The following is a 15,116-nucleotide window of genomic DNA, read 5'->3' on the forward strand; positions in this document are numbered from 1 at the left end:
ATTAAAGGTCGAAAACGGTTTATGACGGTCGATACCCTGGGATTGCTGTTGCGGGTCTTGGTGACTGCCGCGAGTGTACCCGAACGAGAGGGGGCTAAACAGGTACTCCAACAGGTGAAACAGATGGGTCAAGGGGTATCGCGACTGCATACGATTTGGGCCGATGGCGGTTTTGACGGTAATCCATTCCTGATGTGGGTGATGGATGTTTGTCGGTGGATTGTGGAGGTTGTGCTGCGACCAGAGCAAACCAAAGGGTTCGTATTGCTGAAAAAAAGGTGGGTTGTTGAACGAACATTTGGCTGGCTCATGGGGTACCGTCGATTGGTTCGAGACTATGAGTTATGGCCAGAAACTTCGGAGACATTTATTTACCTGGCCATGATACGAATCATGGTGAGGCAGTTAGCATAAAATCTGACCCAAAAAGACTTTTAAAACATCCTCTAAGTAGCCCTCAAAAAAACTCTCCTTGTAAAGTCCTCTGAATCTATAGCAGTCCTAAGTCACTTATCAACTTTCATCCTTTCTGGACAAGGATTTTAGGCTGATTTAGTTTACGAATCTTTTAGGATTTCTATATCAACTCAACGTTGACTGCATGCTATCGATAGTTAGTAAATTGCAAAGCAACGGGCCAATCTTCTTGTTTGAGGTGCTGCATCACCCCTTGTAAGTCATCTTTAGACTTTGCCGAGACACGCACTGCATCCCCCTGGATCGATCCCTGGACTTTCTTAAACTCTTCTCGGATCAGTTTTGTAATTTGTTTGGCAACTTCTTGGCTAATCCCTTGCTTGAGCTTAATTTCCTGCCGCACGCGGTTGCCACTGGCAGACTCGATCTTGCCGTAATCAAAAATTTTCAGTGATAAGTTACGCTTTGCAGCCTTGGTTTGCAGCAGGGTATGTACCGCATCCAGGGTGAATTCGCTGTCAGTATTGACAACAATTGATTCTTCCCCGAGTTCCAGGACAGTTTTGGTATCTTTGAGGTCATAGCGGGCTTGAATTTCCCGTACAGTTTGATCGATCGCATTCACCAATTCTTGCCGATCAAAGTCACTGACAATATCAAATGAAAAAGTTGATGCCATAAGCGCTTCACTATCCTTGATGTACCTGTAATCAACTAACAACCCACAGATGGTCGGTTTAGAGAAACCACCCTATCCTGTGCTGTCCCTGGAGCCAAGAATCTCGTCGCTAAGATCATTCGGTGGCGGCAGCAAAACATCCACGCAACCGCATCTTAACTCTTAAGCCCCCCAAGTCACCGAAGGGTTGTCACAAAGCCATCGATCCAACAACGTCGGCAGCTGCTAGATCGAACTTGCCCTGCATCTGAGGGCAAACTACCCCAAAATGGAAAGGGCACTAAAACGATTGCCGTGCAAATTTTCCCAGCAGCATTACTGGCATCGGCAGAACAACAGGGATGGTATGCCTTTAGTCAAAATAGAACGGTGTCACCAACCGCCGTTGATCCTCGGCATCCCGACAGGTCTGCAACAAGGTGTGGCTGTCATGGAAGACAAAACAGATTAGTTGCTGACAACGGGAAACAATTTCCCAGTTACAGAGAGCACTGGCTTCTGCCAGAGACAGATGATCGTTGGCGGGGTTCTCCACAAGATGCATCACCTGCTCTAGTTGCTCACGGGATTCTCGGGGTTGACGCTCCATACTCTGGGGCAGAATTACCGTTAGCAAACTGGGGTTCGCTCGCATAGCTCCTCGCACAACCGCCAAGTTCGTCCCAGTCGCCCCTGATGTAATGAGGCTATTGCCAGAAAGAACCAGCGCATAGCTCATCATTTCAATCAGGTGTTGATGGGTCAGGGGAACATGGCGAGATCCCAGAATTGCCAGCCGCTTGGAGCCTGTTTGCTGGATTGTGGCAAGTTCTTGTAAGAATTCGTCTACCTGAGGCAGATCTTGAACGGGTTGACTCAAAGATTAGGGTTCAGGAGATTGACGCTGATTATTCTAACAGACCGGGTTGCCCCCTCGTGGAGGAATCTAGGGCGACGCTTTGCAGTTAAGCGACGGGGAGGGCTGCGACCAAGCCCAATCCTGCCATCAGGCGATCGATATTAAAATGCTCGATCATCAACTGTTGCATGCACTCAACCTTGATCGCCTCATGGAGCCGTACCTGACCAAAAGCTCGATCGATAATTTCAACGGTGCTCAAGGTATCTAAATCAACTGATAGCACCGGAATTTCCAATTCCTCAGCACGGCTGAGAATCGAGGTGTCTGGAGGGAGTTGCCCGGTTAAGATTAAACATTGGGTCGAGGTCTCCAGCGCCGCCCACTGAATATCCGTGCGATCGCCCCCAGTTACCACCGCCATGTTATTGGCCTGTTGAAAATACTTGAGGGCTGCACTGACGTTCATCGCTCCAATCTTCAAGCTCTCCACCATCAAATCCAAGCGATCGCGGCAACAGAGTACCTCGGCTTTGAGTTGACGGACGAGCTCGTCCACACTGACGCTGCGGAGCAAGTTATTCCGGGGCAACATCCCTAACACGGGAATGCCCGATCGCTCTAGGTAGGGTTGGACAACGGTTGCCACCGCTTCTGAATGCTCGACAGGAATATCATTAATCAACACCCCAATTAGACGATCGCCCAAATGTTGTCGAGCTGCAATCAGGGCATCCACCAACAGCACTGTATGGAACCGGGCAACTAACATCACGGAGGCATCAATCACCTCAGCCATTTGCAGCAATGATAAGTCAAACAATTGCCCTTCTTCGAGGGTGCCGGGGCCTTCCAACAACACCAACCCCTCCGCAGGAGCTTGTAAGCCCTGGAGCAGCAATGATTGATAATCGACTTGATCTTCACCCCGTAGCCGCTTCTGAATTGTTTGTTCATCCAACGAGAGCAGCGTTGGACGCAGACAGTGGGAGGGTAAATTCAGTACTTGGGCAATAAAACGAACATCTTCATCCAGGGTGTCAGCCTCGGACTCACTCAGGCAGGTGCCAACAGGTTTGCCGTAGACCAGCTTCAACCCCTGTTTTTGGATCAAATGGGCTAGCCCCAAAATAGTTGCTGATTTTCCACTATAGGTTTCGGTTGATCCAATCAACAAATGCTTCACAACGTTGGGCACGCGCTCACTCCTGCCATCTGACCGGTAATATACATGATCCTGATTCCTATTGTAGAGGGAAGCTTCTGAAGCTGACCCCCTTGGGGGATGCTCTCTGGGTCAATATCCCTTGATCCCCAGCGATGGGGCAGCCTAATCATCAAGATGTAGCAACTTGCGATAAAACGTCTGGGAGAAGTCTGCGCTTTTGGTGCGTTTATAGGTTTGAATCACATCGATTAAATAATCAACAAATTCAAAGTTCGCCAGCATCATTTCGTAGCTCAGTTCCCCACTGCCATCAAATTGCAGGCGACAACGGGTCAAGTCAGCCGGGAGGCTGGAGATGTTCCAAGTGGCAATAAAAGGAATGCTATCGGCTCCCTCAATGCGACGTTGACCTTCGAGAGAGCCTTTCTGATAGAGGCTGATCGCCAAGGGTAAAAAGCTGCGCTTGTTTCCCTGGTAATAGGGCATATAGACATTCACCGCTTGGGGAGCGGCAGGCTGGAGTTGGAGGATCTGCTCGGTTGACATAGTTGCTAATTCCTTAAATGTGCAGAATGGATAGGATTCCCCCTTTACCTGGGCGATGAGTCAGGTATCCTAAGATGAAAGACCTTGCGATCACCAGCTATGAGTCCCCTTGTTGCCAACTATTATTTGACCTATCGCTGTAATGCTCGTTGTCATTTTTGCGATATTTGGGCTTTAGAGCCGCCGCAGGAAGCTGACTTGCAAACCATTCAGCAGAATTTAGCTGATCTACGTCGCCTGGGCGTCAAATATGTAGACTTCACGGGTGGTGAACCTTTACTGCGCTCAGATGTAGGAGCAATCTATACTGAGGCCAAGCGTCAGGGATTCTACACCACCATGACGACCAACACCATTCTGTACCCAAAGCGGGCAAAAGAAATTCAAGGGCTGGTAGATTTCTTGAATTTTTCTCTGGATGGTTCTGATGCCGAAACCCATGACCAGTCTCGGGGGGTGAAAATTTTTGACACCCTCGTGGAGTCTGTGGCGATCGCCCAAGACTTGGGTGAATTTCCGGTGCTCAATCACACGGTAACAGCCCAGAACTATCAGCGCATCAGTGAGGTGGCGGAATTAGGGCAGCGCCTGAATGTACGCATCTGGCTGAATCCTGCTTTTACGGCCCACAGTCACTACAACTCCAAAAAGAACCCGACCCCAGAAATGGTGGCAGCCATTGAGTCTGCTGCACGGCAGTATAGTGGTTTGGGCTATAACAAGGCGGCTCTTGCTTTCATTCAAGCGGGGGGCAACGATACCCAGAATCCACGTTGCAAAGCCGTGGATGCCGTGATTGCGATTTCACCGGATAACAAGCTGCTCCTCCCCTGCTATCACTTTGCTCAAACCGGCGTTCCCATTGAAGGCCGACTCTATGACCTGTATCGTCAGTCCGAGGTGGTGGAGTCATACCGACAATCTCAAGGTAAACTATCAGTGTGCGAAGGTTGCACAGTCTGGTGTTACCTGATCCCCAGCTTTTTCATGGGGATGGACAAATACTGGTGGTTAAACCAAGTGACCTATGCCAGCGAATTCTTGGCCCGAAAACGATTCTTGCAACGAGTTTGAGGCGATAGATACTCTGCTTGCGGAGCTCTCGACCTTTAGCGAAGCGGATGAAACCCCTCATCCAGTTCAGGGGCAGTTTCAAGGTCGCCGTCGTAAGGCGGCGATCGTCCTAGTGATCATTTGGAGTGGTACCATTGCCCTCCACTTAGTTTCTTGGGGCATCTGGTTAGTCCTAGCCTTAACCACGGTCATGGGGGTTCATGCCCTGCGCATCTTACTGGCTCGTCCTCTGTCAGTGTCTGAATGGACGACGGCGAGCAAACCTGAGACGGACACCCTGGCTGAAACCTGGCCGCTGATTTCCTTACTGGTCGCCGCCAAAAATGAAGAGGCTGTGATTGGGAATCTGATTCGTACCCTTTGTAATCTGGACTATCCCGTCAGTCGCTACGAACTCTGGGTGATCGATGACAACAGTACGGATCAAACCCCTGTCATCTTGGAGCAGTTCACTGGAAAATATCCCCAACTGAAAGTATTACGACGTCCCCCCGGTGCTTCTGGGGGTAAATCCGGTGCCTTAAACCAAGTGTTGCCCCTGACCATGGGTGACATCGTTGGAGTCTTTGATGCCGATGCCCAGGTGACACCGGATCTCCTCCAACGTTTGTTGCCTCTGTTTGTCCGTCCAGCCGTGGGCGCGGTTCAGGTACGTAAAGATATTGCCAATGCCCCTACCAATCTTTGGACCCAGGGACAGGCAGCGGAAATGGCTCTGGATTCTTACTTTCAGCAGCAGCGAGTTGCCATTGGCGGTATTGGGGAGTTGCGCGGCAATGGTCAATTTGTCCGCCGCACGGCTCTGGAAGGATGTGGGGGTTGGAATGAGGAGACGATTACAGATGACTTGGATCTCACCCTGCGCCTCCATCTTCACAACTGGGATGTTGACTTTCTCCTCGCGCCCGCCGTGTCTGAGGAGGGGGTGACCCGTGCGATCTCCCTTTGGCACCAGCGAAATCGTTGGGCAGAAGGGGGATTCCAGCGTTATCTAGACTATTGGCAACTGTTATTCCAGAATCGCTTGGGCAAAGCTAAAACCTTTGATCTCATCTTGTTTTGGATCACGCAATATCTGTTGCCAACAGCTGCCATTCCCGATTCCTTAATGGCGATCGCCCGCAGTCGCCTTCCAATCTTGACTCCCATTACCGCCCTGACGATTGGGCTTTCCCTGGCGGGGATGTTCTTGGGTCTGCGGCGGATTCAGCAACGTTCCTACGTCACCACCCTTCTACAAACCCTCTACGGCACTTTTTATATGCTGCACTGGCTGGTCATTGTTGCCAGTGTCACGATGCGGATGTCCATTCGTCCCAAGCGTCTAAAGTGGATAAAGACAATACACCAGGGTTCCCACACCGCTGAGGTCGGTCAGTCCCAGAACTAGGGAGCGATGGCCGAAGGCCTCTCTAGAGAACGGAGGAGCAGCTCCGCCAATGACCATCGCAGCCTAGCCATCCTCGATTCAGAAGGAAGTTTCGCCATCCCCATCTGGCTCTTCCCAGATGGGCAGAGGATCGCTGGCGATCGCTTCGGGAGCGGTTGATCCCGACTCTAGACTTACGATCTGGCCGCGAAAAAAATCGGCCAAGCTCTTGGCGGCTCGGGTAACTTCGTCCTCGGGTTGCCAGGTGAAGCTCTGGCTCAAACCTGCTGTGGGGGTGGGTGGTACCTCTGAGTCTTGAGGTTCTGGTGTCGAAGGCGGAGTTGCCGCTTCCCCTATTTTCGGAGGAGGGGCGGCGGCAGCCATCGGCAGTGAATGGGAAGCAAGGGTTGGCGGCGGCGGGGCGACCAGAGGTGGCAGCGGCATCTCATTTACCGGGGCGCGATTCTGGTACTGTCCATTGTCAATGGGCAGAGGTGCGGGAGTCAGGGGCTGCTCGGGAGAACTGGCAACCTCTAGGGTGACTTTAACCTTGCGCTGGAAAACTTTTTCAAAGGCTGCTTCCAGATTGGGAAGTTTTCCCTGGGTAATCTTGAGGAGGGGCTGGGAACTAACCGCAACCCTGGCGTCCTGGCTCCGAAACGCTAGCAAGCGACACTGTTGTCGGACCAGTACCTGGGTTGAATAGGGTTGCACCTCCTCAATCACCGTATTCCAGATCTGGGTGAGTTCGGTTGTGGCATCTAGCTGCGGATCGGCGAAGTCAGAGGGTTTTGGAGCTGCTTCTGTCAGCGATTGCTGCGGTATTGGGGCGAGGCTTGTCTTGGGGGGCTGAGGTGGAGATGATGACGTGATTGCAGCTGGCGGCGTTAGCGGAGGGGTCGCAAGACTGGCGGATGCTGGAGGTGGGGCTTGGGATTTTAGGGACAGGATTTGGGCTGAAGGAAGTAACCCCATCAGGGTGACCTCTAGCCACAGGCGCGGCTGGGTGGTGTTTTTGATTTGCAGTTCTGCGGTTCGTAGATGTTGCTGCCCTACTAGAATGGTTGCCAGATCAAACCCCTGGACAAATTCACAGAGTTGTAACCAGGTGGGGGCCGTAATGGCTACCAAGTCCTGGCGAGTGGGGGCGGTCTTGGCAATCAGCAAGTCCCGGTAAAAGCTAGCTAAATTTTGGAGCACAATCAGGGGTTCCCGACCCCGATCCATCAGGTGGCGAGCCTGATCGAGGATCTGTTCTGGCTGATCCTGGGCGATCGCCTGCACCAGGGTGAGTAAGTCCCGCTCTGGCACCGCGCCCACCAGATCCCATACCTGTTCCACCCTCACGGGGCCGGGCAAGAGGCTCAACTGATCTAAGAGACTCTCCGCATCTCGCAGTCCTCCCTGAGCAATTTGACCCACCAGTTCCAGGGCATCGGGGGTAATTTGAATCTGCTCTTGGTGGGCGATCGCCCCCAAATGCCCCACCATCGCCTCTAGGGGAATGCGACGAAAATCAAACCGTTGACAGCGGGAAATAATCGTCGGTAAAACCCGCTGGGGGTCGGTGGTCGCTAGGACAAACACAACCCGGGGCGGGGGTTCCTCCAAAGTTTTCAACAGAGCATTGAAGGCCGCCACCGATAACATGTGGCATTCATCGATCACATAGACTTTGTAACGACATTGGACGGGGGCAAATTGAGCTCGTTCAATCAACTCCCGGATGTTATCGACCCCGGTATTGCTGGCGGCATCGATTTCAATCACATCCAGTGCTGCCCCGCGGATGATGGACAGACAAACTTCACAGACTCCGCAGGGGTGTTCCGTGGGTCGATCTTCCTGAATACAGTTGAGAGACTTGGCAAGAATCCGGGCACTGGAAGTTTTACCCGTTCCCCGTGGCCCGGTAAATAGGTAAGCTGGGGCGATCCGTTGCTGGCGCAGTGCGTTTGTCAAGGTGGTGGCGATCGCGGTTTGCCCCACCAACTGGGCAAAGGTTTGGGGTCGATACTTATGGTGAAGCGGTTCGTAGGTCACAATCGCCAGCGCCGGGAGGGAGTGGGTAAGCTGTCTATCGCCAACTTCGGATCACAGGTTCACGCAACAGTTCGCGGTTGCCTTGGGTCACCGTCAGGAAAATGCCCCGAGGGGTATCCGCCAAGATATAGAGCACATCTCCATTGACCGCTTCAAAATAGCTCCCTTGGGGAGCGTAGTCCTTGAGGGGGAGGCGAATTCGTTGCTGGGGATCTGCTTTGGCAACCCCCACGTAGAAACCAGGCAGATCGCCCCCGCAGATGCTAACCCAAAAGCTGCGGGTTTCGGTAGCGACAAAAACACTTTCCCCTGGTTGACAATAGTCCGGTGAATTTTGGGCCATCTGCATCGGGCGATCGCCCCCTCTCAACGGAGGCGCCTCAGTCCCTCCGCCAACCGATGCCAGAACCCCACTGATCCATCCCAGCCCCAGTAAAACCGCCGGCACAAGTCTATGGAGTAGTCGTCGTAGACGCACCATCTTTCTATTTCTCCGCGCAATCCTTCGCAAGCTTTCAACGTTGAGTTGGTGCCTCAAGAGTTTTCAAAGGGGACATTTTTGAGGATTTCCCCCCATGAATACGGGTCTTGACAGACCCCTAGGGTGAGTGTAACCCGTTCATTGCGGAATCGGGGCAGACTGCCAGAGGCGATCGCCCTGAACCAGGGTATGCACCTGCCATGACGTCTGGGTATGGGGATAATCCAAGCGATAATGACTGCCTCGACTTTCGGTGCGAAAGAGCGCACTCTGCAAAATCCCATCGGCAATGTCCAGCAGGTTCTGGGTCTCACCCCAGTACCGCAAACTGGCAGCAGGTTCTGGGTCAGCAGGTAACTCCCAGGAGACACCAGGAGGCAAGGATGCTAGAAATTGGCTGAGGGGGAAAGCGGCAAAGGATTGTCGCCAATCTGTGACTTGGGCGATCGCCCGCTGGAGATCGAGAAGTTGCCGACAGATCCCCGCCCCTTGCCATATGAGTTGGGGGAGTTGTTGGCGCAGGGAATGGATCGCATGGATCTGAGGCAGGGTGAGTAAGTTGGGTGGCAGCTGCAAGGCTGGCCGGAGAGGATTTGAGAGGGCTGGAATCTTGCAGCCCTCTCTCCCTAGGGGCAATTCCGCCATTTGCATCCCAAAGACCAGGCACTCCAGCAGGGAATTACTCGCCAGACGATTGGCACCATGCACCCCCGTACTAGCCGTTTCCCCCACCGCGTAGAGACCTGGGATGGAGGTCTGCCCGACGAGATCCGTCGTAATTCCCCCCATCCAGTAATGGGCAGCAGGAGCCACCGGAATCCGCTGCTGGGTAACATCAATCCCCCACTGTTGGCAGACCCGCAGAATGTTAGGGAAGCGGTGGTGCAGCGTTTCTGGGGGTAGGGGACGCAGATCTAGCCAGACATGGGCTGGGTGATCTGGATAGCGGTGGGCAAAGGTTTGCAGATGACTGTAAATCGCCCGACTGACGACATCCCTGGGGGCTAATTCCCCACTGGGATGGTAGTCAAAGGCAAATCGATGCCCCCGACTGTCAACCAAGTGTGCCCCTTCCCCCCCGCACTGCTTCACTGATGAGAAATCGTGGGGCTCCCGGACAGGTGAGAGCCGTGGGATGAAATTGCACAAATTCTAAATCCCGAACTTCAGCCCCTGCCCGCCAAGCTAGCGCCACCCCATCTCCGGTGCTCCCCTGGGGATTTGTGGTTTGGGCATAGACCTGACCTCCGCCTCCGGTGGCTAAAATCACTGCGTTGGCTCGAACCCAGAGAATGCGATCGCCGTGAACCAATGAGACTCCCTGACAGCGGTGTCCCTGAGCATCCATCCATAGATTCAAGACAAAGGTTTCTGAGAACAGATGAATGTGGGAGTGCTGTAAGACCTGGTGAATCAGGGTGGTGATGATCGCCTGCCCCGTGGTATCAGCCGCATGGAGCACCCGTCGTCGGGAGTGGGCTGCTTCTAAGGTGAGTGCCAGTTCTCCCTGCTGTCCCCGATCAAATCCCACCCCCATGTCTAGGAGCTTTTGAATACACCGGGGGGCTTGCTGTACCAGTAGTTCCACCGCATCCGGTTCACAGAGCCCCGCCCCTGCCCGCAGGGTGTCCTGAATGTGTAACTGGGGGGAGTCATCTGCCGAGATGGCGACAGCAATGCCCCCCTGTGCCCACCCACTGGCAGACAGCGACAGGGAATCCTTCGTGATCAGTCCCACACGAAGCGTTGGGGGCAAACACAGGGCTGCATACAGTCCAGCTGCTCCACCACCGATAATCAAGACATCAAAAGGACTGGACAGCCGGGATAACGATGCCAACTCTGGAGGATTCAACGTCCGATCCCATCAAACATAAAAAACTGCTCTCTGTTGGCGATACCAGGGATGAATTCCCTTGGGTCCCACCCAGGAATCCCAGAGAGCAAAAAAAATCATCCCTTTAAATTATCTCCGGCAGTCAGTGACTGGGAGCGATCCTGGGAGCGAGAAGGCTCAAGGTTCAACTACTCTCCCGGTTTAGCGATAGATCCCGTTATTGTAGCGATCGCCCCCTTCCACCAGCGCCGATTCGACATCCGTGACGGTAAAATTCCCCAGATTGCTCTGCAAGACCGATTTCTGGACATCGTTTAAGCCAGGGATGGCTAGCACCTCATCCACGGACGCATAGGGGGCATTTTCCACAATGATGCGAGCGAGGTTCGGATACATTCCCGCATACTGACGAAAGGCACGGACATTGGTGTTATTCAAATCAATCTTTTTACCAAAATCAGTGCCGAGCTTATCATCCACTGTATTTCGGATCGGCTCTTCCACGGCTAAAACTGCGGTGGCACGTACCTGATTGAAATCTATAGCAAGGGCAGGCTGAGGGAGGCCAAACCATCCCAGTAATCCAATGCCTAAACTCAAAACCGTCAATAAGTGAATGAATCGTTTCATAAATTCTTGCCTCTGACTCTTAGACTGCGTTCTAGACACATCATCTCTTTGAGACTACCATTTCCCCTGATCATAAAAGTCAATTTCTCCTTCCCTTAAAAGTTACAATTCTTAATGTTTTAAGAATAATAAGTCTCCGTTTCCTTCGCGGTTCCCAAGTTCTCTAATTGGGACAGCTCGACCCATTCACTGGCACAGGGAAACTCGAGCATGTTGACAATGAAGCTGCTGAGATCCTCAAAGGAACCCGCATAGGTTAGCATCGGAGACTCATAGCCCTTTAAACTGACCTGATGCTGCTGGAAAATATTGTGGTGGCCGAGAAGCTTGGACAGCAGGCGATAGGTTGTTTCTCCCAGGGCAAAGTCAAGGCTGATTTGTTTGGTGATCGTCTCTAATCGAAAGGCCTCATTCACCGTATCCCCTAAGGCTGTGTAGTCCGGGCGATCGCCACTGCCCGTATTCCCCACCATGGCATAGCCGGTATTGATGCCAGCCCCAACCCGCAACTGGAAAGGCACGGGGTAGAGGTTGCACAGTTCGCTGGTCATGTGATGAAAACTTTGGAGAGCCTGCAAAATCTGGAGCATTTCTCGGTGACCCACCCCCTGGGTGCCGTGAATCCAGACGGCCATGACGGCATCACCAATGTATTTGTCAACCCAGCTTCCATGCTCCCGAATAATGTCCCCTGCCCGCCGGAACCAGGTGCCAATCAACTCCGAGAGAATTTTCTCATCCATTTGCCGTGCTAACACGGTGAAGTTACGGATATCCACCACCAGCACCGAAATCAGGCTGCGGACGTGGAGAGCTGCGGTCGCCGTGTATTCCTTAGAGCCAGAGTTGTCGGTGGCCACAGGTGCATGGGAGGGGCAACAGAACTCTAGTTCACTCTGACCAAAGGTGAGGTGATCGCCATTGTGCAAAATGACTGGAATACTGACCCGACGACCATTGATAAAAGAACCATTCCGACTGCCCAAGTCAATCAGATAAAAATTCCCCCGTTTCCATATACTGCAACATGGCATGGTTCCGGGAAATCCAGCGGTCTATCAGCACAAAGTTGCTGTCACTACTCCGGCCAATTGTCCAGTAGTAACCGCCAACCAGTGGGAAATAGCGATCGCCAAACTCAGTTCTAAGAATGAGATGAGGAACAGCTTGCAAAGTATCTGAAGAGTGGAAGGGTGAGACCCGCTCATTTACAATGACGCATCAGACAAAATCATACGCCAGAGTTACCTAGAATAGGGTCGTATTGATGATTGATATCGGTACAAGCCTCGATCTTTGGCTACAGGTACCCTGGGTGCGGTGACTGTCGTCCATCTGCCCAGAGATGGTGAGCGGCTCGAGCCTAACTTCACGAGTGAGGAGGGCAAGACAGCTATTAGCGCTTTGCCAGCGCAGATTGAATGGTCGCTGGTAATTGCCGCAGGATTTTCCCCTTTTCCCGATCCACAGCCACCAAGGTCACTTGGGCACTGACATAGAGTTCTGAGGCGTTCGGAGACTGAATTTGATAGTCCCAGAGAATTCTCACCCCTTCTAAATCCGCCATCCGGGCTTTCACCAAGGCAGTCTGCCCCATCCGTACCGGGCGATGATAGCGTACCGACAATTCAACGACGGGCAGATCACAACCCATTCCCACCAAGGTGGCAAAATCGATCCCCAGTTGGTGCAGGTATTCGACTCGGGCTTCCTCCATCCAGGTGAGATAAGTGCCATGCCAGACTACACCAGCATAGTCTGTGTGATGGGGATAGGCTTGAACCAGATACTCAAACCAATCACCGGACGTTCCCTGAGAGCAGCTTTGGAGATCAGGTTTCGGTGGTAATTGGGGTTGAAATTGTGTCGCCGTATTGTTCATCCTTTGCCAACGCATTCCTCCAACAATATGCTCTTATAGCATCTTTAGCGTCCTTTGCTCACTGATGCTGGCAAGAAATCCCAATCTTTCTGATCATGGGTGAGTTTGAAACAATTCTTAAACCAGGGCGATCGCATTTTTTTATAATCCCCAGCCAGCCCTAGCCTGGAAGTACAATTACTTATACGAACCAACGTTGAGATCTAAATTGGATCCATCTCCAATCCAGAGGCAACGTTGGTTGCAAAGAGCAATATTGAGATTGAGGGGCGTTTGACGCATCTTAGACCATTATCGAAATCTTTCCCAAGGGCGAGCTGACACGTCAGCGCCTGTGAGATCCCAGAGAATGAGATCAACTGAAACGATTTGAGCAGACTGAACTCCATAGGGAAGCGCGACCATGATAGAAAAAACTTTTACTCGCAGATTCTGGCACCGGTCAGTCCGAACAAATGCTCAGAAGCCTGATGGAAATTCCATCCATTCAACGTGCTACCGTGACAGTTCTGCACGTTGTTCCTCCCCAAGTAACCGCTGAGGCCATGACTGACAAGTGGGAAGCAGGGGGTAAAACCCTCGCTGCCGCAATTCAAGCCCTTCGGCTCGATCCGAACTATGTCACGGCAATGCTCCGCCAAGGCGATCCCAAAGACATTGTTTGTAAAGTCGCTGAAGAAATCGACACCGATTTAATCATCATGGGATCGCGAGGGCTGAAGCGACTGGAATCAATTCTAGAAAACTCTGTCAGTCAGTACGTTTTCCAACTTTCCGCCCGACCGATGCTATTGGTCAAGGATGATATCTATGTCCGTAAGATCAACCGGATTATGGTTGCCATTGATCCATCCGATGCTGCCAAACAGGGGTTGAAACTGGCGCTCTACCTACTCCGAGACATCAAAGGCGGGCAGTTAACCCTGGTGCACATCAATGAAGATCCCAAGTCGGGGGCCGATGTCTCCGGGACACTTGCTGAGAAAGAACCGAGTTTGGCTGCTGCCGTTACCGAGGCTAAGAAGTTCGGTGTTCCCTACCGCTGCATTGCCAGCTCGGGGAAACCAGGGGAAGTCTTGTGCCGACTCGCCCAGGAAACCAATGCTGATCTGCTGGTGCTCGGTTCTCCCGATCGCCGTCCGTCCATTGCTCGGAGCATGCCTGACTTGGATCGACTCCTAGGTACCTCCCTCTCTGACTACGTGCGAGTTCACGCAGAGTGTCCGGTGTTGCTGGCTAGGACGGCCGCCTAGCCTTGGGCGGGAATCCATAAAACAAGCACCAGAAATAATCACTTCTGGTGCTTGGTTTTTTAGCGAAACAGGTATGACGTTTCCAAGAAGTCTTGAAATTTTGGTCAGCTTCCTTGCTTACCCGTCTGAATGTACAAAATCAATAGAAAGACGCTTGGCACCAAGACAAATAAGATGCTGGCAACAAACCCTAAGTCATTGACTTCCATTGCATCTGCCCCTAATACACATGAAATGCTGATCCACAGAATACCACTTCATGAATCGACCCGTTCTCCCCAGGGTCAGTTTTACAGTTTTGGCTCACGGTTTCGTCTTCACCGTCACAGGGCCTTGGACAACAACTTGGCAGGCTAACCGATAGGTATCTGGCTTCTTTTTTAACTTACGGGTTTCAAAATCACTGCGGGGCGAGAGATTCTCGGCACCCTCCACAATCTCAACCACACAGGTTCCACACTGACCGTAGCCGCCACAGTTCGTCATTTTGCCAACGAAGGTGTAGATATCCACTCCATTCTCTAGGGCCTGCAGTCGCAAGTTAGCTCCATCCGCAGCCACAACTTCCCGGCCTTCTTTAAGAAACGTAATATTTGCCATCCCTAATTTCCTGGTTCCTTCACAGGAAATTATAAAGAAAAGTGAGCATTTTTTGCTAATTGTAAACCTTCCGATGACTTCCTGAGGCCGCTTGCACGGAGACGGAATTCATGGTTACAATTCTTTAGATTCTTTTTCATAAACAAACCACAAGATTAACTTCCAGTTATGAGTGGAATTGCAACCGTCCAAAGTGGCACAATAGCTTCAAAGGAACGGGGGATTGGTGGAGTCTGAAGCTCAATCATCTGACAGAGTCATCTGAATGTTGCCACTGAAGCTTGGTAACCTGATAGGTG

The 15,116-nt window shown here is 52.1% G+C and carries 14 protein-coding genes and 2 pseudogenes; 4 read left to right on the forward strand and 12 right to left on the reverse strand.

All coding sequences use genetic code 11. The features are described from left to right. Nucleotides 1-414 (forward strand): IS5 family transposase (locus DO97_RS18355; protein WP_036536276.1); only part of this gene is annotated, 414 nt, incomplete at its 5' end. Between the two features lie 190 nt (nucleotides 415-604). Here the strand turns inward: DO97_RS18355 and DO97_RS18360 are convergent. The 4 genes from DO97_RS18360 to ebsA all read right to left on the reverse strand — a co-directional run bounded on the left by DO97_RS18360 (nucleotide 605) and on the right by ebsA (nucleotide 3,648). Continuing rightward, nucleotides 605-1,096, reverse strand: a complete 492-nt coding sequence (locus DO97_RS18360; protein ID WP_036536279.1) for a YajQ family cyclic di-GMP-binding protein — start codon at nucleotides 1,094-1,096, stop codon at nucleotides 605-607. Nucleotides 1,097-1,448: 352 nt separating this feature from the next. Continuing rightward, nucleotides 1,449-1,955, reverse strand: coding sequence for a hypothetical protein (locus DO97_RS18365; protein WP_036536282.1), 507 nt, complete (start codon nucleotides 1,953-1,955; stop codon nucleotides 1,449-1,451). 85 nt (nucleotides 1,956-2,040) lie between these two features. Next, nucleotides 2,041-3,132 carry a phosphotransacetylase family protein gene (locus DO97_RS18370; RefSeq protein WP_036536284.1) on the reverse strand — a complete coding sequence of 364 codons (1,092 nt, stop codon included), beginning with the start codon at nucleotides 3,130-3,132 and terminating at the stop codon, nucleotides 2,041-2,043. 132 nt (nucleotides 3,133-3,264) lie between these two features. Then, a complete protein-coding gene (ebsA, locus tag DO97_RS18375; RefSeq protein WP_036536287.1) occupies nucleotides 3,265-3,648 on the reverse strand; it encodes a type IV pilus biogenesis protein EbsA in 384 nt (127 codons plus the stop codon). A 99-nt stretch (nucleotides 3,649-3,747) separates the two neighbouring features. Here ebsA and DO97_RS18380 point away from each other — a divergent pair, with 99 nt between their 5' ends. Together DO97_RS18380 and DO97_RS18385 are read left to right on the forward strand one after the other, a co-directional pair. Then, nucleotides 3,748-4,722: a radical SAM protein gene (locus DO97_RS18380; protein ID WP_036536289.1), complete on the forward strand. Its 975-nt coding sequence runs from the start codon at nucleotides 3,748-3,750 to the stop codon at nucleotides 4,720-4,722. Then, the gene (locus DO97_RS18385) at nucleotides 4,676-6,112 is read left to right on the forward strand and encodes a glycosyltransferase family 2 protein (protein WP_036536292.1); all 1,437 of its coding nucleotides are present in this window, start codon (nucleotides 4,676-4,678) and stop codon (nucleotides 6,110-6,112) included. The genes DO97_RS18380 and DO97_RS18385 overlap by 47 nt, the downstream gene beginning before the upstream one ends. Before the next feature lie 78 nt (nucleotides 6,113-6,190). Here the strand turns inward: DO97_RS18385 and DO97_RS18390 are convergent, their stop codons facing one another. The 6 genes and pseudogenes from DO97_RS18390 to DO97_RS18415 all read right to left on the reverse strand — a co-directional run bounded on the left by DO97_RS18390 (nucleotide 6,191) and on the right by DO97_RS18415 (nucleotide 12,964). Next, on the reverse strand, nucleotides 6,191-8,134 hold the full coding sequence (locus tag DO97_RS18390) for a DNA polymerase III subunit gamma/tau (RefSeq protein WP_036536295.1): 1,944 nt from the start codon (nucleotides 8,132-8,134) through the stop codon (nucleotides 6,191-6,193). 34 nt (nucleotides 8,135-8,168) lie between these two features. Beyond that, nucleotides 8,169-8,615: a hypothetical protein gene (locus tag DO97_RS18395; RefSeq protein WP_081980856.1), complete on the reverse strand. Its 447-nt coding sequence runs from the start codon at nucleotides 8,613-8,615 to the stop codon at nucleotides 8,169-8,171. Nucleotides 8,616-8,753: 138 nt separating this feature from the next. Further along, nucleotides 8,754-10,455 (reverse strand): annotated as a pseudogene (nadB, locus tag DO97_RS31480) (L-aspartate oxidase). A 198-nt stretch (nucleotides 10,456-10,653) separates the two neighbouring features. Continuing rightward, complete coding sequence (psbU, locus tag DO97_RS18405) at nucleotides 10,654-11,082, reverse strand: photosystem II complex extrinsic protein PsbU (protein ID WP_036536297.1); 429 nt, start codon at nucleotides 11,080-11,082, stop codon at nucleotides 10,654-10,656. 119 nt (nucleotides 11,083-11,201) lie between these two features. After that, nucleotides 11,202-12,255: pseudogene (locus DO97_RS18410) on the reverse strand (adenylate/guanylate cyclase domain-containing protein). A gap of 223 nt (nucleotides 12,256-12,478) precedes the next feature. Beyond that, nucleotides 12,479-12,964: an acyl-CoA thioesterase gene (locus tag DO97_RS18415; protein ID WP_036536300.1), complete on the reverse strand. Its 486-nt coding sequence runs from the start codon at nucleotides 12,962-12,964 to the stop codon at nucleotides 12,479-12,481. Nucleotides 12,965-13,419: 455 nt separating this feature from the next. On the opposite strand from DO97_RS18415, the gene DO97_RS18420 reads away from it, so the two are divergent. After that, nucleotides 13,420-14,217: a universal stress protein gene (locus DO97_RS18420; protein ID WP_052128945.1), complete on the forward strand. Its 798-nt coding sequence runs from the start codon at nucleotides 13,420-13,422 to the stop codon at nucleotides 14,215-14,217. A 104-nt stretch (nucleotides 14,218-14,321) separates the two neighbouring features. Here DO97_RS18420 and psbM read toward each other — a convergent pair whose 3' ends face one another. Both psbM and DO97_RS18430 read right to left on the reverse strand, forming a co-directional pair. Next, nucleotides 14,322-14,426: a photosystem II reaction center protein PsbM gene (gene psbM, locus DO97_RS18425; protein ID WP_036536303.1), complete on the reverse strand. Its 105-nt coding sequence runs from the start codon at nucleotides 14,424-14,426 to the stop codon at nucleotides 14,322-14,324. A gap of 94 nt (nucleotides 14,427-14,520) precedes the next feature. Beyond that, nucleotides 14,521-14,817 (reverse strand): 2Fe-2S iron-sulfur cluster-binding protein, encoded by a 297-nt coding sequence (locus DO97_RS18430; protein ID WP_036536305.1) that lies wholly within the window; start codon nucleotides 14,815-14,817, stop codon nucleotides 14,521-14,523. Nucleotides 14,818-15,116 lie beyond the last annotated feature (299 nt).

This window comes from Neosynechococcus sphagnicola sy1 (assembly GCF_000775285.1).
In the GTDB taxonomy this organism is placed as follows: domain Bacteria; phylum Cyanobacteriota; class Cyanobacteriia; order Neosynechococcales; family Neosynechococcaceae; genus Neosynechococcus; species Neosynechococcus sphagnicola.